General features: G+C 58.1%; 18 protein-coding genes. 9 read left to right on the top strand and 9 right to left on the bottom strand.

The window, feature by feature from the left end; translation table 11 throughout:
• Positions 1 to 30: 30 nt before the first annotated feature.
• The 4 genes from L6439_RS28730 to L6439_RS28715 all read right to left on the bottom strand — a co-directional run bounded on the left by L6439_RS28730 (position 31) and on the right by L6439_RS28715 (position 4,885).
• A complete protein-coding gene (locus L6439_RS28730) occupies positions 31 to 786 on the bottom strand; it encodes a LytR/AlgR family response regulator transcription factor (RefSeq protein ID WP_213471438.1) in 756 nt (251 codons plus the stop codon).
• The gene (locus L6439_RS28725) at positions 780 to 2,549 is read right to left on the bottom strand and encodes a sensor histidine kinase (protein ID WP_168181653.1); all 1,770 of its coding nucleotides are present in this window, start codon (positions 2,547 to 2,549) and stop codon (positions 780 to 782) included. The genes L6439_RS28730 and L6439_RS28725 overlap by 7 nt, the downstream gene beginning before the upstream one ends.
• Positions 2,550 to 2,691: 142 nt before the next feature.
• Entirely contained in the window at positions 2,692 to 4,371 is a 1,680-nt protein-coding gene (gene argS, locus L6439_RS28720; RefSeq protein ID WP_269155967.1) for an arginine--tRNA ligase, read from the bottom strand.
• 22 nt (positions 4,372 to 4,393) lie between these two features.
• A complete protein-coding gene (locus tag L6439_RS28715) occupies positions 4,394 to 4,885 on the bottom strand; it encodes a YwiB family protein (RefSeq protein ID WP_213471437.1) in 492 nt (163 codons plus the stop codon).
• A 271-nt stretch (positions 4,886 to 5,156) separates the two neighbouring features.
• Here L6439_RS28715 and L6439_RS28710 point away from each other — a divergent pair, with 271 nt between their 5' ends.
• From L6439_RS28710 to L6439_RS28685, 6 genes are all read left to right on the top strand, one after another.
• On the top strand, positions 5,157 to 5,486 hold the full coding sequence (locus L6439_RS28710) for a hypothetical protein (RefSeq protein WP_213471436.1): 330 nt from the start codon (positions 5,157 to 5,159) through the stop codon (positions 5,484 to 5,486).
• Between the two features lie 381 nt (positions 5,487 to 5,867).
• Positions 5,868 to 6,227 carry a KGG domain-containing protein gene (locus L6439_RS28705; RefSeq protein WP_213471435.1) on the top strand — a complete coding sequence of 120 codons (360 nt, stop codon included), beginning with the start codon at positions 5,868 to 5,870 and terminating at the stop codon, positions 6,225 to 6,227.
• A 330-nt stretch (positions 6,228 to 6,557) separates the two neighbouring features.
• Positions 6,558 to 7,178 carry an ankyrin repeat domain-containing protein gene (locus tag L6439_RS28700; protein WP_213471434.1) on the top strand — a complete coding sequence of 207 codons (621 nt, stop codon included), beginning with the start codon at positions 6,558 to 6,560 and terminating at the stop codon, positions 7,176 to 7,178.
• 69 nt (positions 7,179 to 7,247) lie between these two features.
• Positions 7,248 to 8,468 carry an amidohydrolase gene (locus L6439_RS28695; protein ID WP_213471433.1) on the top strand — a complete coding sequence of 407 codons (1,221 nt, stop codon included), beginning with the start codon at positions 7,248 to 7,250 and terminating at the stop codon, positions 8,466 to 8,468.
• Positions 8,465 to 8,977, top strand: a complete 513-nt coding sequence (locus tag L6439_RS28690; protein ID WP_168181660.1) for a nucleoside deaminase — start codon at positions 8,465 to 8,467, stop codon at positions 8,975 to 8,977. Before L6439_RS28695 ends, L6439_RS28690 begins: the two co-directional genes overlap by 4 nt.
• Before the next feature lie 15 nt (positions 8,978 to 8,992).
• Positions 8,993 to 9,856: a LysR family transcriptional regulator gene (locus L6439_RS28685; protein ID WP_168181661.1), complete on the top strand. Its 864-nt coding sequence runs from the start codon at positions 8,993 to 8,995 to the stop codon at positions 9,854 to 9,856.
• Positions 9,857 to 10,159: 303 nt separating this feature from the next.
• Here the strand turns inward: L6439_RS28685 and speB are convergent, their stop codons facing one another.
• Positions 10,160 to 11,029 carry an agmatinase gene (gene speB, locus L6439_RS28680; protein ID WP_168181662.1) on the bottom strand — a complete coding sequence of 290 codons (870 nt, stop codon included), beginning with the start codon at positions 11,027 to 11,029 and terminating at the stop codon, positions 10,160 to 10,162.
• 36 nt (positions 11,030 to 11,065) lie between these two features.
• Entirely contained in the window at positions 11,066 to 11,893 is an 828-nt protein-coding gene (speE, locus tag L6439_RS28675) for a polyamine aminopropyltransferase (protein WP_168181663.1), read from the bottom strand.
• Between the two features lie 399 nt (positions 11,894 to 12,292).
• On the opposite strand from speE, the gene L6439_RS28670 reads away from it, so the two are divergent.
• Positions 12,293 to 14,347 (top strand): transglycosylase domain-containing protein, encoded by a 2,055-nt coding sequence (locus L6439_RS28670; RefSeq protein ID WP_168181664.1) that lies wholly within the window; start codon positions 12,293 to 12,295, stop codon positions 14,345 to 14,347.
• 155 nt (positions 14,348 to 14,502) lie between these two features.
• Here L6439_RS28670 and L6439_RS28665 read toward each other — a convergent pair whose 3' ends face one another.
• The 3 genes from L6439_RS28665 to L6439_RS28655 all read right to left on the bottom strand — a co-directional run bounded on the left by L6439_RS28665 (position 14,503) and on the right by L6439_RS28655 (position 17,857).
• On the bottom strand, positions 14,503 to 15,714 hold the full coding sequence (locus L6439_RS28665; protein WP_237096680.1) for a CynX/NimT family MFS transporter: 1,212 nt from the start codon (positions 15,712 to 15,714) through the stop codon (positions 14,503 to 14,505).
• Between the two features lie 121 nt (positions 15,715 to 15,835).
• On the bottom strand, positions 15,836 to 16,513 hold the full coding sequence (locus L6439_RS28660) for a FadR/GntR family transcriptional regulator (protein WP_213471432.1): 678 nt from the start codon (positions 16,511 to 16,513) through the stop codon (positions 15,836 to 15,838).
• A gap of 843 nt (positions 16,514 to 17,356) precedes the next feature.
• Positions 17,357 to 17,857 (bottom strand): YwhD family protein, encoded by a 501-nt coding sequence (locus L6439_RS28655; protein ID WP_168181668.1) that lies wholly within the window; start codon positions 17,855 to 17,857, stop codon positions 17,357 to 17,359.
• A 138-nt stretch (positions 17,858 to 17,995) separates the two neighbouring features.
• Between L6439_RS28655 and L6439_RS28650 the strand changes: the two genes are divergently transcribed.
• Together L6439_RS28650 and L6439_RS28645 are read left to right on the top strand one after the other, a co-directional pair.
• The gene (locus L6439_RS28650; RefSeq protein ID WP_168181669.1) at positions 17,996 to 19,972 is read left to right on the top strand and encodes a M1 family metallopeptidase; all 1,977 of its coding nucleotides are present in this window, start codon (positions 17,996 to 17,998) and stop codon (positions 19,970 to 19,972) included.
• A 5-nt stretch (positions 19,973 to 19,977) separates the two neighbouring features.
• Positions 19,978 to 20,799: a carbamoyl transferase gene (locus L6439_RS28645; RefSeq protein WP_168181670.1), complete on the top strand. Its 822-nt coding sequence runs from the start codon at positions 19,978 to 19,980 to the stop codon at positions 20,797 to 20,799.
• Positions 20,800 to 20,864 lie beyond the last annotated feature (65 nt).

Genomic DNA, 20,864 nt, shown 5'->3' with positions numbered 1-20,864 from the left:
AACCCGATCCGGCATCGGCAGATTCAGGCCTCATGTCATCCCGAGCAGCTGCTTCAGTTCCTTCATATAGGTGCGGCTGACTGGAATTCGGGATCCGTCCTGCATCCGAAGATGGCAGGTCGAATGGAACCACGGCTGAATCTCCACGATGCGATCCAGGTGGACGAGGAACGCCCGGTGGACGCGGACGATGGAAGGATGATTCAGCTTCCGCTCCAATTGGGTCAGCGATTCGCCGACCTTGTATTTCCGCTCCGTCGTCGCGATGACCGTCTTCCCGTCTTCGAACCCGAGATAGACGATATCGTTGACATGCAGCACGATAATCCGCTCGTCAACCGTGATGGCGAGACGCTCCTGCCGCTCCCGCTCCCCCGGCCCGCCCCGGGGGGCGGAGGCTGCCGAAGCCGGATAGGCCTCCCGTTCGCGCAGGCGAAGCAGCTTGCGGATGGTCTGCTGCACCCGCTGCTCGTCGAACGGCTTCAATATATAGTCGGCGGCGTTCAGCTCGAACGCCTTCAGCGCAAATTCATCATATGCCGTAGCGAACACGACATCGGGCGGCGTCTCCAGCTCCCGGAGCCGGCACGCAATATCGAGGCCGCTCTCCTCCTGCAGCTCAATATCGAGGAAGACCACATCCGGCTGCGCCGCAGCGACCCCCGCCAAGGCGTCCTCCGCCGCGTCGGCTTCGCCGACGACCTCCACCTGTCTTGTCCTTCTCAGCAAATAAATCAGCTCATCTCTTGCTAACGGCTCGTCATCGACGACAAAGGCCTTCAGCATGACGCTCCCCTCCATTCATGGAACTGAATCGGCACGGCGATCATCACGGTCGTCCCCTGCCCAGGCGCGCTGTCTATCCGGAAAGACGCCTGCTTCCCGTATATCTCGGACATCCGCTGCCGGATATTGTACAGCGCCGTTCCGGTGCCTTCCGCCGAATCGACGGCCTGATTGCCAAGCGCTCCCTGGATCTCCTTCGCTATCCCTTGGCCGTTGTCCCGGGTCAGCAGAATCATCCGGTCGCCTTCCCGGTACGCTTGCAGGATCACGCTCCCGCAGGGCGGAGCCGCGCCGCGGGGGAAAGCATGACGCACGGCGTTCTCGACGAGAGGCTGGAGCGTGAACGGCGGCACGAGCACATCCTCCAGCTCCGGATCGATATCGGTCGAGACGGTATACTTATCCGGGAAGCGGGCCTGCTCCAGGGACAAATACGCTTCCACATGCTCCAACTCTTTGTGAAGCGGGATGAGCATCGTCCGCGCGCCCTGCAGATTGCTGCGGAAAAAGATGCTGAGCTGCTGCAGCAGATCGCGGGCCTTCTCCGGATCGGTCCGGCACAGCACCGAGATCGTGTTGAAGGCATTAAAGAGGAAGTGCGGATGAATCTGGGCCTGGAGCGCCTTGATCTCCGCATCGCGAAGCAGCTTGCTCTGCAGCTCCGCCTCGGCCAGCTCCAATTGGGTGGAAAAGAGCTTGCTCAGCCCTTCCCCCAGCTCCTGCTCCACCTGATCGAGCTGCGAGGAGCGGGCGAAATACAGCTTCAAGGTGCCCACGGTCCGGTGATGCGCCTGGAGCGGCAGCACGAGTGCAGCCTGCAGGACGCAATCCGGATTGAGGCAGTGGATCTCCTCCCGCGATCTCGCCATATGGATCCGCCCTTCCTTCAGCACCGTCTGCGTCAGTTGGGTCGATATCGGCTGAAGCGGCACATGATGATCGGAGCCGGCCCCGACATGGGCCAGGATCTGATGCTCATTCGTAATCGAGATGGCGTCGGCATTGGTCTCCTTCAAGATAATAAGGGCCGCCTCCCGGCAGGAATGGGCATTCAGGCCCTGGCGGAAATAAGGCAGCGTCTGATCCGCGATGTAGAGCGCCTGATGGGTCTGCAGGGCGCGAGTCCGCTCCTCCTCCTGGAATATCGACTGGATAATCAGCATGAAGAGCAGCGTGCCGAAGCCGTTCACGACAATCATGGGCACGCTGATCATTTTGACCAGCTCCAGCGCATGGACCCAGGGCTCGGCCGCCAGCAATATGATGCCCATCTGCGCGGCCTCCATCAATATGCCGATAAGGGCTGCATGCCAGGCGGCGTACCGGTTCTGGACGCGGAAGCGCTTACCGATCAGGCCGGTGACCATCCCGGCGAGTATCGTCGAGATGCCGCACGCGAAGGCGGTGTAGCCGCCGAGCGCCAGCCGATGAATGCCCGCGATCAGGCCGACGCCTGTCCCGACGAGAGGCCCGCCAAGCAGCCCGCCGATGGCCACGCCCATAATGCGCGTGTTGGCGAGCGCGCTGCCGCTATCGACGCCGGCGTTCCACGCCTGGGTCGAGATAAGGTTGTCATGAATCTGGACGGCGGTGTAATTGCTTACAATCCCGAATGCGCCGAAGACGACGATCAGCATCAGCTTCTCGGCAATGCCGTGCTCGTTCTGGATAATCTGCCGGAATGACTTCATCCGCGACAGCACAAACGCGATAATGAGCAATATACCGACCCGCTCCAGCATTAACGGAAGCAGGTGAACCATAGGCCTCACCTTCTCTTATGATGATTGTGCTTCTATTATACCTGAGAACCGGCAACAGACGACGGAGAAACATCCTTCCAGGCAAGCATAAAGCCGGCCCCGAAAAGCGGGAACCGGCTTAATAGCCTTGTATGATTGTCTCTTACATCCGTTCCGGTGCGGATACGCCGACGAGACGGAGCACATTGGCCAGCACGGTGCGCACTGCGCCCAGCAAGGCCAGGCGCGCCTGCGTCTGCTCCGCGTCCTCGGTAATGACGCGCTCGGCCTTGTAGTAGCTGTGGAAGAGAGACGCCAATTCATAGACATAGCGTATGAGGCGGTGCGGCGCATAATCGCGCGCGGCGACCGCGATCTCTTCCGGCAACTCGCCCATCTTGCGAAGCAGGTCGTACTCATGCTCCGCGGCCAGCTTCGCCAGCTGAATGTCCGCCAGCGGCTTCCGCGCGATTCCCTGCTCCTCCGCCTGCCGGAAGATGCTGCAAATCCGCGCGTGCGCATATTGCACATAGTAGACCGGATTCTCATTGGAGGTCGAGATCGCCAGATCCATATCGAAATCAAGATGCGAATCCATGGAGCGCATCGTGAAGAAATAGCGGATGGCGTCGACGCCGACCTCGTCCATCAGATCCTGCATCGTGACGGCCTTGCCCGTCCGCTTGGACATCTTCACCTTCTCGCCGTCCTGATAGAGGCTCACCATCTGGGCGATCAGCACGATAAGCTTGTCCGGATCATTGCCGAGCGCCTCCATGGCGGCCTTCATCCGCGGAATATAACCGTGGTGGTCCGCTCCCCAAATGTTGATGATCTTATCATAGCCCCGATTATATTTATCCATATGATAGGCCACATCCGGCGTCAGATACGTGTAGGAGCCGTCGTTTTTGATCAGCACGCGATCTTTGTCGTCGCCGAATTCGGTCGTGCGCAGCCATGTCGCGCCTTCATGCTCGTACACCTTGCCGCGCGCCTTCAATGCATCCAGCGCCTTGATTACTTCCCCGTTCTCATACAGCGAGGTCTCGCTGAACCAGACGTCGAAAGGCACGCCGAAACGGCCCAGATCGCGCTTGATCTTGTCCAGTTCCTTCTCCAGGCCATAGCTGCGGAAGAATGCCAGCCGCTCTTCATCCGGCAGGTTCAGCAGCCGATCGCCTTCCTTCTCGGCAAGTTCCTGCGCGAATCCCTTGATATCTTCCCCGTAATAGCCGTCCTCCGGCATCTCCGCTTCCTGTCCGAGCGCCTGCTTGTACCGGCATTCGATCGACTTCGCCAGATTATTGACCTGATTGCCCGCATCATTAATATAATACTCGCGCGTCATCTCATAGCCGGCGAAATCCAGCAGATTGCAGAGCGCGTCGCCGACGGCCGCTCCGCGGGCATGGCCCAGGTGAAGGCTCCCCGTCGGATTGGCGCTGACGAATTCCACTTGGATGCGCTGTCCGGCACCGATGCCGATCCGCCCGTAATCATCGCCCTGCCCGCTGACTTCGCGGATGACATCATAGAGATAGGACCGGTCCATCCGGAAGTTGATGAAGCCCGGACCCGCAATCTCCGCGCTCTGAATCGAAGCCGCCGCCAGATCCAGATGCTCCACGATAGCCTCCGCGATCTGGCGCGGATTGCGCTTGGCGATGCGGGTCAGCTGCATGGCCGCATTCGTCGCCAGATCGCCGTGCGACTTGTCCTTCGGCACCTCGATGACGAAGGCCGGAAGCTCCGATTGCTGCGCCAGCCCGGCCTTGACGACCGCTTGTTCAATCGCCGCTTTGACAGACTCGTTCACTTTTTCCATTACACTCATGCTCATGTAACCTGCTCCTCCTAATGGTTCAGCGGGCTTCTGCCCGTATCTGTAGTTGAAAATAACCGGCCCGCTCTTCTTCCATATATAGCGTATAGGACCATGACGCCGTCCAGGCGCGCAGCCTTCCGGCTTCATCCTTCTCGTATACGGGCGGCTTCCAGTCCGATGTCTCCGTAACGACGGAGAACCGCATGCCGCTTACCTGATAATAGCCAATGCCCCGCCCGTCCTTGACGAAGGACAGCTCCGAGTTCACGCCGCCCCGGCGCATCAGCTTGCCGCCATGCTCGCCGGCCTTGAAGGTGACAGACGTCGCCAGCGGGTCTCCCCCGGCCTGTACGGATGCCCCGGACCCCGCCGGATGTTCCATGTCGGAAGCCGATTCCTTGTACAGCAGATAGAAGCTGCTTCCTTTCCGGTACAGCTCGCCATCCGCATTGAGAACGGTAACCTCGCCATCCTGCCGGCTCTCTATGGCAATGCGGACGCGCTCGGCTCGTGTGTGGTCATTGCTCATCTGATTCAACCTCAATCCCTGATGTGCATCCTCATCATCTTATCACTTCATTATCCGGTATGCGTGCTTCTTTTGCAACATGGAATGAGACCGCAAGATCGAGTTGAAAATTATAATTTCACATGAGAAACCTTAACTTGAAAAGAGCGCGTTGAAGGCTCGCGGATTGAAGTATCGTTAAAATAACGACCAGCTTCTATTTGCGCAAGCAATGCAGGTGTAATACAGTTATAGTGTTTTGATTTTCTAAAAAAGGAGAGGAGTGGATTCTTTGAGAAGAGCGGCAACACCTTTTATTGTGCTTTCCATCATGGCAGGAGCTACTCTTTTTCTCCATGTTATCGGCAGCGATCAAATCATTAAGGAGATTGCTTTTTCCAGTATCATTCTTTATCTCTGCATTCTTATACTTGCCTTAAGGAAAAAGCACAGGAATAAACAACATGTAACGAGAATTCCAATTTTACTTGTCTTCATTTTAGGGATTAATTTTTTCATTTCCGTTTTCTCTGGGAATGAACGGTTTAAAGATATCGTTTTAGCGTGTTCATTTTTCGTCGTCGCCATAATTGTGATCAGGGATTTGACAAAGAAGACATGAGCCGATCCGGGCTGTTGCTTGACGTTGCCCTTCTGCTTCGGCGCCTGCACATAGAAGCCTCCCCATTCTCCGGGCAGCCCTTTTTGTATTCACGTTTGCACTTGATCTTTCTCTTGCTCGCTAAGTTTCCGGAGAATCCGTTCTATGACGACCATCTGCCAGTGCTTTCGAAGCATCTCGAACGGTAAGGAACCGCAGGCTCATTCCTGATTCACCTTTCGATCCGGGCGTTATATATAGACTACCTCGCCGAATCTCCCTAGAAGGAGATTTGGTTTTTCTTTTTATTGGTCGATATTCCTTTTGTTTCATAATCGGGCAGGCGGGTAAAACAATAATAGCTTCACCCGCAACTCAAAAACCTAAAAGGAGTGATTCAGAATGGCAAAAAACAACATGAGCCGTGAAGAAGCAGGACGGTTAGGTGGAGAGGCAACATCCCAAAGTCATGGCAAGGATTTCTATCAGGAGATTGGGCAAAAGGGCGGCGAAGCGACCTCCCGCTCCCATGACAAAGAGTTCTATCAGGAAATCGGGCGCAAAGGCGGCGAAGCGACCTCCCGTACTCACGACAAGGAGTTCTATCAGGAGATCGGCCAGAAGGGCGGCGAAGCCCGCGGCCATTCGGATAGCGATGATAATGGAACTAACCGCTCATACGGCAATGACGGCAAGATGAGCCGCGAGGAAGCGGGGCGCAAGGGCGGAGAGGCCCGTGCCCGGCAGCGGAATGACCGCTAGATGATGAAGAGATGCCGGTATCCGGAAGGAACGCCGGCTGAGATAAGGAAGATCAGAGGAGCTGCCTTCATGGCGGCTCCTCTCTTTGGGTTGTGTAAGCTCGATTTGCGCACCCTATATATATGGAAAACATATCGAAAAGGAATCAAATATATATTTTTCATATAGTCCGACCAGTGATACGATGGCATCAACACGATCTTCGAGGCTGCGGGGCCTGCGCCCCATTGCCCCGGCATCTTGGAGTTGGACTGACTTGACGGACGGCTGGACGCTTCCACACCGGAGAATGCGCCAGCCGTCTACTATCCCGACAGGAGGGTGATCTCGATGAACAACCGATTGATTGAAGCGGCCGGGCGCGGGCAGACGGATACCGTCATTGCGCTCCTCCGGGAAGGGGCGGACATCAATGCCACGGACGCTTCCGGCCGGACCGCGATTCTTGCTGCCGTGCACGGGCGGCATGCACGCACGGTCCGCGCGCTGATTGAACAGGGAGCCGACGTGAACAAGCAGGATCAGCGCCGTGACAACCCGCTTCTGCATGCAGGCGCGGAAGGGCTGTTCGACATTGTCCGCCTTCTGCTGGAGGCGGGCGCCGACACCCGCCTGACGAACCGGTTCGGCGGCACCGCGCTCATTCCGGCAGCCGAACGCGGCCATATCGCTGTCGTTGAAGAACTGCTGACCCATTCGGATATCGAGGTGAATCATATCAATAACCTGGGCTGGACCGCGCTGCTCGAAGCCATTATTCTGAGCGACGGCGGCACCGTCCACCAGCGCATCGTCAAGCTGCTGCTCGATCACGGAGCCGATCCCCTCATAGCGGATAAGGATGGCGTAACTCCATTGGAGCATGCCGCGGAGCGGGGCTATCGCGAGATCGAGAAGCTTCTTGCCGAAGCGATCGCCCGGGCCGGCGAGACTGAGCGGCCGTCACGATGACGGTCCTGCGCAGCCGAACTTCGGTTCTGCGTTTACACCAATACTATCACCGGGAAGGGAATGAATCACATGTATAGCGAATACTGGCTGACGCATGTCCGGTTAGAGACCGGCTACACGAAGGAAGATGGGCGCATTACGGGCACCTCGACATCGCTGTTCCATATCCGCGTCAAGGACGGGATGATGGAGGAGATTCGTCCTGCGGCCTCTCTTCCGGCCGACCCGCTCCCCCGGATCGACGCGCAGGGGCTGCTCCTGCTGCCGCCCTTCCGCGAGATGCATATCCATCTGGACAAAACCTATTACGGCGGGCCATGGAAAGCGGTGCGCCCGGTCTCGAGCATCTTCGAGCGAATCGAGGAGGAGCGCCGCCTGCTCGTGGAGCAAGCTCCCTACGTCAGAGAACGAGCAGCGCAAATTCTTGATCTGATTCTGCGCAACGGCTCCACTCATATCCGGGCTCACGTCAATATCGATCCGGTCTCCGAGCTTCATAATCTGGAGAAGTGTCTGGAGGTGCTGGAAGCTTACCGCGGCATGCTTACGTATGAGATCGTCGCCTTCACCCAGCACGGGCTGCTCCGCTCCAACGCGGCCGGGCTGCTCCGGCAGGCGGCTCGGAGCGGCGCAGGCCTCATCGGCTCGGTCGATCCGCATTCGGTGGACGGCAATAGGAAGGAATCGCTCGCTACGCTGATGGACATTGCCGTCGAGACGAATACGGGCATCGATATCCATGTTCACGACGGCGGGGAACCCGGCTTGGCCACCCTGCATCATCTGGCGGATCTGACCGAGGATGCCGGCTGGCAGGGCCGCGTCGCCGTGAGCCATTCCTTCGCCTTCGCCAGCGCCTCTGCGGAACAAGCCGCCGAGCTCGCCGACCGGTTCGCCGCGCTCGGCATCGCGGTCCATTCGACCGTGCCGATCGGGCGGCGCGTCATGCCCCTGCCCATGATGAAGGAACGGGGCGTGCCTGTCGGGCTCGGCACGGACAGCCTGACCGATCATTGGTCGCCGTTCGGGACGGGCGACATGCTGGAGAAGGCGGGACGGCTCGCGGAGCTGTACGGGTATTCGGATGAGCTGGGGCTGTCTCAGGCACTCGGATTCATTACCGGCGGAATTACCCCGCTGAGTCTGGACGGGCAGCAAGTCTGGCCGGCGCCGGGCCTTCCGGCCGGCGGCGTGCTCGTGCAAGCGAGCTGCTCCGCCGAAGCGGTGGCCCGCAAGAGCATTCGGCAAGCCGTGCTGCATGAGGGCCGGATCGTGGCGGGGTCGCTATGATCGGCCCGGACAGCCAAGAGCGGCAGGCGATGAATCACCAGGCGTTCATGGATCAGGCCGTCCGCCTCGCCTATGAGCATACGGTCCGCCGGGGAGGCAAGCCGTTCGGGGCGGTCCTCGTCCGTGAAGGCCAGGTCATCGCCACCGCCGTGAATGAAGTGCTGACGAGCCATGACCCCACCGATCATGCGGAAATGCGCGCCATCCGCGATGCCTGCCGGAAGCTCGGCACCCCCGATCTGTCCGAATGCGTGCTGTACGCCAGCGGCCAGCCGTGCCCGATGTGCCTGAGCGCGGCCTATCTGGCCAAGCTGCCCGTCATCTATCACGCGTACGGGCAGGCGGAAGCCGAGGGGGCCGGGCTGGGCACGAGCTGGCTGTATAAGCAGATCGCCCTGCCTGCGGAGGCGCGACAGCTCCGGATGGTCGCACAGCGGCCGGACGCCGGGGCGGACTCGCCGTATGCCGCCTGGATGCGCCGCCAGGCCGGCGGGAACGGCGGACATTAACAAGGGGGAGCCGATATGGATGTAAGGCAGCTTCGCTATTTCATCGCTATCGCGGAGGAACGGACGATTACGGCGGCGGCCCGGCGGCTTCACATCGCCCAGCCGCCGCTCAGCCAGCAGCTGAAGGCGCTGGAGCGGGAGCTGGGGGTGCAATTGATCACCCGCGGCCGCAAAGGGCTGGAGCTGACCGAGGCGGGCCAAGCCCTCTATCGGCACGCGGCAATGCTGCTCAAGCAATTGGAGGAAACGGAACAGATCGTGCGGGATATCGGAGGCGGCACGCAAGGGACGCTCAAAATCGGCGTCAACACGCTGTCCGATCGCCGCCTGCCGGACTGGCTTCGGGCCTTCCGGTCGTCCCGTCCCGAGATGAGATACAAGATTCACCAGAACGACTCGCGCCAGCTGTGCAAGCTGGTGAAGGAACGGGATATTGAACTCGCCCTGATCCGGCTTCCACTCGATCTGACGGAGTTCTGCGTTCACCCCTTCCCCGCCGAGCCCTTCTATTTCCTGGCCGGACGCTCCTTCGAGCCCCCGCATCGGGAAGCGTCGCTGCGGGATATAGCTGCCGCTCCGCTTCTGCTGCCCAGCACGGAAGGGCTCGGCGTCTATCAGGTCATTATGGACGCGTTCCGCCAGTCCCGCCTCGAGGCTCATATCCTCGGGGAATGCTCCGATATTTCGCTATTGATGGAGCTCGTCTCCACCGGCTTCTGCATGAGCATCGTGCCGCTGACCGTGCAAGGCCGCTGGGCGGAGGAGAACATCCAGGCGTTCCCTCTTCCCGAGATTCGCGGCGCTTCGGCTTTAATCTGGCTGAAGGATCATCATTTGTCCCAAGCGGCGCAGCAGTTCATCGAGATCGTGTCGCGATAAAGGGAGTGGGAGCAAGTAAGAGTGGCTGCCCCTGGAGGGCGGTCTTACTTGCTCTTATATTTTCTCGTACTCAAGCAAGCGTCATTCCTGTGAGACCTCATCGTAAATGCCCCTTCACCTGCTCCTGCATCGTTTTGGTCCAAGATATCATAGGTGCCCTTGGAAATGTAGAACCTCCTTCAATCAATACCAGCAGGCAACAAGGTATACAGGACCGGCCCTTAGCAAAAATCCCCCTCCGTTCGCCTCTCCGCGCCACGGCGGCAGAGATGATGGAGGGGGATTAGCGTGAGGCGACCGGTGCTACTTCACGAAGCCAAGCAGCATCTCGCGGATAATCTTGCTGGCCGTAATCGGCGTCTGCTCGGTCGGGTCATAGATCGGCGCGACTTCCACGAGATCGCAGCCGACGACATTCGCCTCGGAACGGGCGATGAGGTGCACCGCTTCGAGCAGCTCCTTGGATGTGATTCCGCCGGCTTCGGCCGTGCCGGTGCCCGGCGCGCAGCTCGGATCGAGCACATCGATATCGATCGTGACGTAGACCGGACGTCCTGCCAGCTCGGGCAGCACACTCTTCAGCGGCGCAGCCACATCGAACGGGTGGAAGTTGATGTTCTCGCGGGCATACGCCCACTCCTCGCGGGAGCCGGAGCGGATGCCGAATTGATAGATGTTCTTGCCGCCCATCAATTCCGCCGCCTTGCGGATCGGCGTCGAGTGCGACAGCGGCTCGCCTTCATACTGATCGCGCAGGTCGGCATGCGCATCGATATGGATGATCGCCAGATCCGGATACTTCTTGTGCACTTCCTGGATAACCGGCCAGGAGACGAGATGCTCGCCGCCCAAGCCGACCGGGAACTTGCCGTCGGCAAGCAGCTTGCTTACGAATTCTCCGATGATGTCCAGGCTCTTCCCCGCGTTGCCGAACGGCAGCAGCAGATCCCCGGCATCGAAATAATTCAGCTCCTCAATGCTCTTATCGAGATAAGGACTGTACTCCTCCAGCCCGATCGAAGCCTCGCGGATCCGGGCCGGGCCGAACCGCGAGCCCGGACGGAACGATACCGTATAATCCATCGGCATGCCGTAAATGACCGCCTTGGCGCTCTCATAGTCTTCCGAACTGTAGATGAACACGTTCCCCGAATATTTTTGATCCAATTTCATAGGTATGCTCCTCCTGGCTGCAGCCTGCCAAATGGCTTACTTGCAGAGATCCTCGACGAATTTCGGCAATACGAAGGCGGCGTGATGCAGACGCGGCGAGTAGTACTTCGTCGCCATCTCCGGAATGCCCGCTTCCTCCACCTTCAGCGGATCATGCTTCTTGCTGCCCATCGTGAACGTCCACATGCCGCTCGGATAGGTCGGAATGTTCGCGGCGTAGACGCGGACAATCGGGAAGATCTCCTTCACGTCGCGGTTCACCTTCTGAATCAGATCTGCCTTGAACCAAGGATTGTCCGTCTGCGCGACGAACAGGCCGTCTTCCTTCAGCGCATCGTAGATGCCTTGGTAGAAGCCGCGCTCGAATAATGGAGCTGCCGGGCCAACCGGCTCGGTCGAGTCGACCATAATGACGTCGTACTCGTTCTTGCTGTTCAATATATGCATATATCCGTCATTCACCTGCACTTCAACCCGCGGGTTGTCGAGCTCGCAGGCGATTTCCGGAAGATATTTTTTCGAATATTCGATGACTTTGCCGTCGATGTCGACGAGAACGGCCTTTTCGACCGAAGGATGCTTCATAATCTCGCGCATCACTCCGCCGTCTCCTCCGCCGACGACAAGCACTTTCCTCGGATTCGGATGCGTTACGAGTGCCGGGTGCGCCACCATCTCATGATAGACGAATTCATCCTTCACCGTAGTCATAACCATGCCGTCCAATACGAGCATTCGTCCGAATTCTTCGGTCTCCAGCATGGTCAAATGCTGAAACGGCGTCTGTTCATTCACATAGGTCTCGCGGATCTTCGCCGTAATGCCAAAGCTCTCCGTCTGCTTCTCTGTAAACCACAATTCCATAGGAATCAACCTTCTTTCTTATCGGTAATGGTATCGTTGGTCCCTGCTGAAATGCTCGTAATGGTTCCCATGTGTACATTCGTAACACTTCATCTACATATCGCACCAAGCTGCTTAGTGTATAAATAGACCATTTGTATTATACGCGAGTCACCCCGTCTTAGCAAAATAAAAAAAACGGCCGGATGGGAATCCTGTCGCGGCGCCAATCAGGGTTCGGGTTCTCCTCCTGCCGCCCCTGTATGCCCCGTCCCCGGGTACGGAATGAGGCCCGCTTCCGCATAGCGAAGCAGCCGATTTTTTAGCTTGCCAGGAATAAGCCATTCTATTCTTTTCCATAATGAGAAATAACGTTATGAATGTCGAACGAACGGGAAATCGGGATAAGGAGGAATCATCATGGATCGACGCCGTGCATCAACCAAGAAGCGCAAGCGGCTCCGCTTGATGCTGATCGGGTCCGGCGCCGCCTTCGTCATGGGGCTCGGCGTGGCTGCCTCCGTGCTCGGTTACCTCTATGTCAGCGATCTGCCTGTCACCGCGACGGAGCAGGCCTCCCGGATTTTGGACGGCCAAGGCCAGCTGCTGACGACGCTGTCTCCGGGCCAGAAGCAGCAGGTGTATGTCCCCTTGAAAAATATCGCCGAGGATCTGGTGCACGCGACGCTGGCTACGGAGGATCGGCAGTTCTATCATCATCCCGGGATCGACGTCAAAGGCGTGGCACGGGCCGTGCTGGTCAATCTGGAGAACATGTCGACCCGGCAAGGAGCCAGTACGTTGACCCAACAGCTGGCGCGCAATCTGTATTTGAGCCATGAACGGACATGGAAGCGGAAGGTGAAGGAAGCGCTGTACGCTCTCCAGCTGGAGATGAAGTACACCAAGGACGAGATTCTCGAGATGTATCTCAATCAAATCTATTACGGGCACGGCGCCTATGGGATTGAAGCGGCGGCTCAGCTCTATTTCGACAAACCGGCCCGCGATCTGACCTTGGCCGAGAGCGCCATGCTGGCAGGCATTCCGCGCGGACCTGTCTATTATTCCCCCTTCCTGCAGATGAAAAATGCGAAGGATCGGCAAAAAACCGTGCTGAACGGCATGGTTGAGACCGGATATATCTCGCAGGAGGAGGCCGACCAAGCCTTCCACGAGCTGCTGACCTTCCGGCCGCAGACGGAACGCCCGGATACGCTCGTGGCCCCCTATTTCCGCGATTATGTGCGGCGGGAGCTGACCGATCTGGGCATCCCGGAAGTCGCGGTCGACGGAGGCGGCCTGATCGTCTATACAACGCTTGACGCCCGGGCGCAGCAGGCCGCCGAGGAAGCGGTGGCGAACCGGATTCCGGCGGAAGGAGAGCTGCAAGCCGCCCTTATCGCCATCGATCCGCGCAACGGGTATATCAAGGCGATGGTCGGCGGCAAAAACTACCGCCTCAATCAGTACAACCGCGTCTTCGCCGACACGCGCCAGCCGGGCTCGGCCTTCAAGCCGATTGTATATCTGGCCGCCCTGGAGGAGAAGGCGATCACGGCGGCGACCCACTTCGTGAGCGAGCCGACGGCTTTCCCTTATGATGAGGGGCGGCAGGTGTACCGGCCAAGCAACTATGGCGGCAAATATCATGGCGACATCGATCTCCGCCAGGCGATTGCCGCCTCCGACAACATCTATGCGGTGCATACGCTGATGCAGATCGGCCCGGACAAGGTCATCTCGCTGGCCCGGCGGCTCGGCATCGACGGCGCGATGAAGCCGCTCCCGTCCTTGGCGCTCGGCACCTATCCGGTCAGTCCGTTCGACATGGCCGCCGCTTACGGCGTCTTCAGCAATGAGGGCAAGCGGGTCATCCCGCGCGCGATCCTGAAGGTTACGGATCAGACGGGGCGAGTCTTATATGAAGCGCCGCCGGTGGAGGAAGAGCAGGTCGTGAACCCGGCGGATGCTTATGTGCTCACCAGTCTGATGGAGAGCGTCTTCGAGGCGGGCGGGACCGGCAACCGCGTCTCGCCGGTCATCAAGCGGCCCGTAGCCGGGAAGACGGGCACGACCGATGCCGACGCCTGGATCGTCGGCTACACCCCCGAGCTGTCGACCGCCGTGTGGGTGGGCTACGACCGGGGCAAGAACATCTCGCTGACCGAATCGCACAAGGCCGCTCCGATCTTCGCCGAGTTCATGGAGAAGGCGCTGCACAGCGTGCCGCCCAAAATTTTCACGGTGCCGAATGATGTGGTCAGCCTCTATATTGATCCGGATTCCGGGCAGCTGGCCGGAGAGGATTGTCCAGGCAAGCGGCTGGAGACGTTCGTCAAGGGAACCGAACCGACAGAATGGTGCGGCCTGCATGGAGCGGCGAAGCCGGAACCGGGGCCGGAGAAGCCGATCGAGAAGCAGCCGGAGAAGCGCTCGTGGTGGCAGCACTTCAAGCGCTGGTGGACCGGATAAGGCATCGTGCATGAGAAGATCAGGCGCTTAGCCAAAATATTCGACAAAAAAGCCGGACCGCTTGCGCCGCTCCCTCTGGGAGTTGCGTAAGCGGTCCGGTCCGGAAGTTGATGTATAGATGTTGTAGCGGGTTAAGCCCGGAACCCGGCTGCTGCTTAGCCGATATGCCGGTTCCGCCCCGCTCCCAGCCCGGCGACGACCATGATGGAGGATGTCGCGAGCAAGGTGACGATCGGCCATGTCCAGGCCGCTGTCACATCATGCAGCGCCCCGAGGCATATCGGGCCGAGCGCCGCCAACGCATAGCCCATCGATTGCGCCATGCCGGACAGCGCCGCCGCTTGCGCCGCATTTTTGGCGCGAAGCGCGATGAAGGTCAGCGCCAGGCTGATGCAGATGCTCTGCCCGATCCCCATCAAGATGACCGACACGGTCGCGATAGCGGGGTTATCGATCAGCAGGCCGGCGTACCCGGCCATGCCGATAAGCGCGCCGGCCGCGGCCACGAGCCGTTGGTCCTTCAGCCGTTCCGCGATCGCCGGAACCAGGAAGTTGAACGGAATGCCGGTCAGCTGCATGACCGAGAGCATCCAGCCGGCATTGACGGGAGACCAGCCGTGACTGAGCAGAATCTCCGGCAGCCAGGCGACGGACACATAATAATTGAAGGACTGAAAGCCCATATAGAGCGTAACCTGCCAGGCTAGCCCGGACTTCCATACATTCGCGGCCTTGCCGGCGGCCGTTCGCTTCGCCCTGCCTCCGCTCCGCGCCTTGGCGGCTCGGGCCATCGGCAGCCAGACTACGAGGCCGAGCAGCGACAGCGCCGCCCACATCAGGAGCGTGTTCCGCCATCCCCAGCCCGCGCCTTGAGACAGCGGGACGCTGATGCCCGATGCGATCGAGGCGAAGATGCTCATCGTCATGCTGTACAGGCCCGTCATGAAGCCGACCCGGTTGATGAAGTTCTGCTTCACGATGCTCGGCAGCAGGACGTTGCATACGGCGATTCCGATGCCGACGCCGGCGGTGCCGACGAACAGCAGCGGAATCGAATCGAAGGCGCGAAGCCCGATCCCGATCGTCATGAGCGCCAGCGTCGCGACCAGCGTGCGTTCGATCCCGTAGCGGCGCGCCAGCGCCGGCGCGAATGGGGACAGGACGGCGAAGCCGATAAGCGGTATCGTCGTAAGCCAGCCGACGGCCCCGTTCGACAAGCCGGTATCATCGCGAATGAAGCCGATGAGGGGTCCCACCGAAGCAATGGCCGCGCGCATGTTCGCGCCTACCAGTAAAATCCCTACTAAGAGCGTCACTAATGTTTTATTTGACGGAACCGGTTGTTCTGCCTGCAGTGCGGGTCTCAATATGCATCTCTCCCTCTTTTTTATCTCTGCATTTATCTGCTTCTATCTGTCTTCTATCTGTCTTCTCTCCATGTGTACGTGATGTGTAAGCCGAATAGGCATTTATCCCCCGGTCAGCCCTTCATTCGACAACTTCGAAGTTGAGCTCCAGCAATTGGCGTACGATCCGCTGCGCCGCATTCCCGTCCTGCCGCTCGATCGCGTCGACCAGCTCCTCGTGGAAGCAGGCCATCTCCTCCCGCTGCGGGCTGCGCTGGAGGAACAGATCCACCGATTGACGCACCGCATCCGCAATGCTGCTGTACAGGTTAACCAGCAGCTGGTTATGCGTCGCCGCCGCCAAGGACAGGTGAAACTGGTAGTCATGGCGGACATAGGCGTCATCATCCCCGATGCGGAACGATTCGCTCATCAGGCCGAGCCAGCGGCGCATCGCTTCCAGATCCGCATCCGTGCGCCGCTCCGCAGCCAGCCGCGCAATCTCCCGTTCCAGACAGAAGCGGACCTCGGCCGCCTCCCTTATATCCGCCTTCATTAATTGATGATGCAGGATCGCATTCAAGCTGCTCTTGGAGCAGACATACGTTCCGTCGCCCTGCCGCGCCTCCAGCACCCCGACATGAATCAGCGACTTCACCGCTTCCCGAATGCTGTTGCGGCTTACTTTGAAAACTTGCATCAGCTCGGGTTCAGGGGGAATGCGGCTCCCCAACGGCCACGAATCGGATTGAATCAGATGCTCGATCTGTTCGATGACCTGCTCGACTAGCGTTTGTCTCTTTACCGGACGAAGCTCCACTTTAGTCCCCCTCAGTATATAAACATAGGATGATTGGATGATTGTTTGTAATCATACATGGGCCTTACAATCATTGTCAATCAAATTTTAAGTTCTCCGCCTCTGCATGCATGCCTTCCCATCGGCCCTGTCCACCGGATGGAAAAACATGCCGAATTGAGGCAAAGGGATAGTTGCTCCTTGCCAGATCGCCCGGGCCTGGCCGTTGAGCCCTGCGGTTTTATACAGGCAGCTTATGCTGCGGCTCAAAGTGCAATGGAACAAGCCAAAAACATGTACTGAACTGCACCCTTTCCCTAGACACGTCTATCCGGTAGGCGAAATCCGGAAAACTGCACGATTTCTCCAGATACCCTATTCGGTAAGCGAAATCCTGCGTAAATACAGCAATTCGAAATGGATGATTTTACCAGAAAGGGAATCCTGCAAAATGGCAGGAATTTCACCCGTTTCGCTCCGGTTTGAAGCAAAAGGGCCTAAAATGATGCAGATTTGCAGCAATTCCTCGGGATGTGGATTCATTGAGCCGAAATTACTGTAAAATAGCAGCAATTCCCTCCACACCACTTCATTTTTTTATCGTGGAGCTCGTTTCTCAGTAAAAAAATTCTGTGTGCCCAGTTCTGATGGTGTAAATAGACATTTCCACTCCATCCTAACAACAGGGGTTTTCCAACCGCCTGAATAATTGCAGGAATCTGTGCCCAAGGACCGATACAAGGGAAAAATGCTGTAGTGCGGCAGGATCTGCAGTGTGCTGCAGCAAGCGGGATAACGCTTCGCTTCGCGGCGGCATGCAAAAAGACCTGTTCCCTCAAGCAGGGATACAGGTCTTCTTCTCGTCTATGCCAGCTTCGACTTCAATTCCTCCGATGAACGCTCCCACCATTCCGCATTATGCGTCATCAGCAGCTCGCGCAGCGCCGCCTTCTCTTCGGCGTCGAGTCCGTCCACGAGGATGCGGCGCTTCATCGCGTAATCCATATTGTTCACATGGTCGGCGAGAATCTTCCAGCCGCGTCTTGCCTCGGAATCGATGAGCATCTCGCAGGCGGCGACTCCGCCATAGGAGGTTCCTTCCGCCGTCCGATCGACTGCCACCCACACGATCCAGCAGCGGCGGCCGTTCGGCACGTCCTCGCGGTTCGGGGAGAACTTGATCCCCCGTTCCACCTTGCTCTTCGCATGCATGGCCCCCATATCGATGTATGCCCGGCCTTCGTCAATGATGACCGGAGAGACGTTGTTCAAATCGATGCTGCCGGCGCCGAATCCTTTATGCTTAGTGCCGCTCACGACATTAAGCGCGAGGGGCTTCTTCATCTTCTTATCGGAAGATTCCATTCCGCACACTCCTTCCTCACCCGATGCTCCTGACTGCGGAGAGGCCGGGTTTCAAAATCATTTTCATTTTAGCTAATATTCCGCAAAAAGCCAACATATACATGCCATAGATGCTTGTCAACGGGAGGTAAGAATCGTATGACCCGACGCAAAAATTATCGCCCACTTCTCTGGATCGCCGCACTTCTCATCATAAGCTCCGTCTTGTATGTCCGCTTCTGGCCATCTGAGTCGGTCCCTTCCCTCGGTACGGGCATGCCGAAGAACATCGCTATGGAGCCCGTTACTCCACAGAACATCGAGTCTCCGGCGGCAGAAGTGCTCAGTGAACGTATCGTTGAATATCATATCAATGTCAGATTGGACGAGTCCGCTCATCTGCTCCAGGGCGCCCAGACCGTAACTTGGCTCAACCCGGGCAGAAAAACGGTGAACGAGCTCTACTTCCATCTGTATCCGAATGCATTCGAGTCCCCGGATACGACCTTCATGCGGGAGTCGGGGGGCAGGCTGCGGGAAGACGCCATGCCGGCCGACGGATACGGCGGAATAAGCCTGACGGAGCTGGAGACGACCGATGGCATGTCCTTGATGAACCGGATTGAATATGTCCAACCCGATGACGGCAATGCAAAGGACAAGACGCTTATGAAAATTCGGCTTCCTCAGCCGGTCAAGAGCTACGAAAGAATTACGCTCTCCATGAAATTCGAAGTAAAGCTGCCCAAAGTATTCGCCCGCATGGGCTACGCGGAGGATTTCGTCATGGCCGGGCAATGGTTTCCCAAGCTGGCAGCGTATGAGAAGACCGGGGTAAGGGGCCGCTCGGAAGAAGGCTGGAATCTGCACCAATATCACGGCAACTCGGAGTTTTACGCCAATTACGGCATTTACAGCGTCAAAATTCAGGTTCCCGACACGTATACCGTCGCGGCGACGGGCTTCCCTACGAAGACGCCGGTGCTGGGGAACGGCCGCAAGACGTATCAGTTCTATGCAGATGATGTCCATGACTTCGCGTGGGCCGCGTCACCGAATTTCATCTATGCAGAGGAGCCGTTCTCCTCGCCGAATGTGCCGGGGGTGCGCATCAAGCTCTATCTCGATCCGAAGCATGAGAATTTGAAGGAACGATATTTGTATGCGGCGAAGGCCGCGCTCTCCAACTTCAGTGAATGGTACGGCTCATATCCTTATTCGACCCTGTCTATTGTCGTGCCGCCCAAGGAGGCCAACGGCGCAGGCGGCATGGAATATCCCACGCTTGTGACTGCCTTCGGAGCGGAAGACGACAGTCCTGGCTATAATCTGGAACGAACTGTCGTTCATGAGATCGGCCACCAATATTTCTACGGGCTGCTCGCCTCCAATGAATTCGAGGAAGCGTGGCTGGACGAGGGCTTCACATCCTATGCCGAAGACAAGCTGATGGAGCATGAATTCGGGGTTACGCCGAATCTGGCCGTGGAAGGGAGCTATATGACGGACCCGGCTCCGCTCAAGCTGGCGGCGTGGGAATACAAGAGCCATAGACATTATGCCGAAAATGTGTACATGCGTTCCAAGCTGGTCCTCCTCGCCATCGAGAAGCAGGTCGGCGAAAAGACGATGCGCCGCATCATGCGGACGTATACCCAGAAGTACCGCTTCAAGCATCCGACGACGGGAGACTTCCAACGTGTCGTCGAGGAGGTTACCAAGCGGAAGTGGACCGACTTTTTCAATCAATATATTTACGGGAACCAGATGGCGGACTTCGCTGTCGAGGGGATCGATACCCGCGTCATAGACAGCGGGGGGCACCCCCGCTACGAGGCCACGGTTCACATCGTGAAGAAGGGCGCCGATTATCCGAGCGTGCCGATTGTTTTTCACTTCGCAGACGGCAAGACCACCCGTAAAGTCTGGAACGGAGACGGCGAACGGATGCAGTACCGGATCAGCCATACGGCGCCGCTGGACTGGGTCATGATTGACCCGCTCTATACGATCGTTGTAGAGAATCAGCACATCAATAATTATATGAAGGCGCATGTGGAGGAGCCTGTCCGCACCCGCGTCAATCTGTCCATCGTCAAATTGCTTGAAATGATCTCGAGCGCAGTGGGGTGGTGAATCGAATGAAAGCCTATATAAGCCATGGTCTATCCTGGGTGAAGGAGCATATCTATATCGCAGTCATTCTCTTCTTATATCAATTACTATGGGGCTTCTTCGTCTATCGCTTCGTTGACGGCGCGGTGCTCCCCGTCCTGCAGCGTTATCCCGACCCCGCGCCGACCGAGATGACGGCACGGCTGTTCCTGGCAGAGAGCCAGTTCCATCTGATGAAGACGAACGACTACATGCCCTTTCTATGGACGTTGGCCGCCTTTATCTTCATCCGTCTGCTGCTGACGCCCTTCATCCGGGCCGGCGTATTCTATTCCATGGCACGGCAATCCGGGTCGGGACTCGCTTTTTTTGAAGGAATCAAATCGATCTGGAAGCCGATGCTGCTCCTCTACTGGATTGAGACCTTGCTTATCGCGCTTCCTGCCTACTGGTTCATCCCGCATGCCATGCGTCAGTTCGCGGACCGTCCGACGCTGGCGGCCGTGATGACCGGGATCGTGCCTTACGCCGCCTTGTGGCTTCTCGGCGCGTGGGTTGTCCGCCAGTTGTTCCTGTCAATGCAGTTCGGGGCCGCCTCGGAGATCTCCATCCTGCATGCCCTCGTTCAAGGAATTCGTCGCATCGCTCCGCTGCTGGGCTTGTCCGCCATATTCGCCGGCATGGCCCTGCTGTCCGGTCTTCTGTTCACCGCGGCGGCCATGTTCTGGACAGGGCTGACGGCGCTGATTCTGCAGCAGGCGTTCCCTGCCGTCCGCACGCTGCTCCAGCTATGGGGATTATCCTCCCGTTATTCGGTATGGCAGCAATCGGGAACGGAAGAGAAATAAAGCGAGAGAAGAGACTATTCCTGTCCGATCGAGGTTAAACCCTGCCCAGACTTCCAAAAAACTTG

The sequence above is a fragment of the Paenibacillus dendritiformis genome, from assembly GCF_021654795.1.
Classification (GTDB): domain Bacteria; phylum Bacillota; class Bacilli; order Paenibacillales; family Paenibacillaceae; genus Paenibacillus_B.
Note: the sequence above shows the minus strand (reverse complement) of the source record. Positions and strands in the feature narration are given on the sequence as shown.

Excerpts from the sequence above, each read along its gene's own strand:
- L6439_RS28730 (WP_213471438.1), bottom strand. The coding sequence starts at position 786 with ATGCTGAAGGCCTTTGTCGTCGATGACGAGCCGTTAGCAAGAGATGAG.
- L6439_RS28725 (WP_168181653.1), bottom strand. The coding sequence starts at position 2,549 with ATGGTTCACCTGCTTCCGTTAATGCTGGAGCGGGTCGGTATATTGCTC.
- argS (WP_269155967.1), bottom strand. The coding sequence starts at position 4,371 with ATGAGCATGAGTGTAATGGAAAAAGTGAACGAGTCTGTCAAAGCGGCG.
- L6439_RS28715 (WP_213471437.1), bottom strand. The coding sequence starts at position 4,885 with ATGAGCAATGACCACACACGAGCCGAGCGCGTCCGCATTGCCATAGAG.
- L6439_RS28705 (WP_213471435.1), top strand. The coding sequence starts at position 5,868 with ATGGCAAAAAACAACATGAGCCGTGAAGAAGCAGGACGGTTAGGTGGA.
- L6439_RS28700 (WP_213471434.1), top strand. The coding sequence starts at position 6,558 with ATGAACAACCGATTGATTGAAGCGGCCGGGCGCGGGCAGACGGATACC.
- L6439_RS28695 (WP_213471433.1), top strand. The coding sequence starts at position 7,248 with ATGTATAGCGAATACTGGCTGACGCATGTCCGGTTAGAGACCGGCTAC.
- L6439_RS28690 (WP_168181660.1), top strand. The coding sequence starts at position 8,465 with ATGATCGGCCCGGACAGCCAAGAGCGGCAGGCGATGAATCACCAGGCG.
- L6439_RS28685 (WP_168181661.1), top strand. The coding sequence starts at position 8,993 with ATGGATGTAAGGCAGCTTCGCTATTTCATCGCTATCGCGGAGGAACGG.
- speB (WP_168181662.1), bottom strand. The coding sequence starts at position 11,029 with ATGAAATTGGATCAAAAATATTCGGGGAACGTGTTCATCTACAGTTCG.
- speE (WP_168181663.1), bottom strand. The coding sequence starts at position 11,893 with ATGGAATTGTGGTTTACAGAGAAGCAGACGGAGAGCTTTGGCATTACG.
- L6439_RS28670 (WP_168181664.1), top strand. The coding sequence starts at position 12,293 with ATGGATCGACGCCGTGCATCAACCAAGAAGCGCAAGCGGCTCCGCTTG.
- L6439_RS28655 (WP_168181668.1), bottom strand. The coding sequence starts at position 17,857 with ATGGAATCTTCCGATAAGAAGATGAAGAAGCCCCTCGCGCTTAATGTC.
- L6439_RS28650 (WP_168181669.1), top strand. The coding sequence starts at position 17,996 with ATGACCCGACGCAAAAATTATCGCCCACTTCTCTGGATCGCCGCACTT.
- L6439_RS28645 (WP_168181670.1), top strand. The coding sequence starts at position 19,978 with ATGAAAGCCTATATAAGCCATGGTCTATCCTGGGTGAAGGAGCATATC.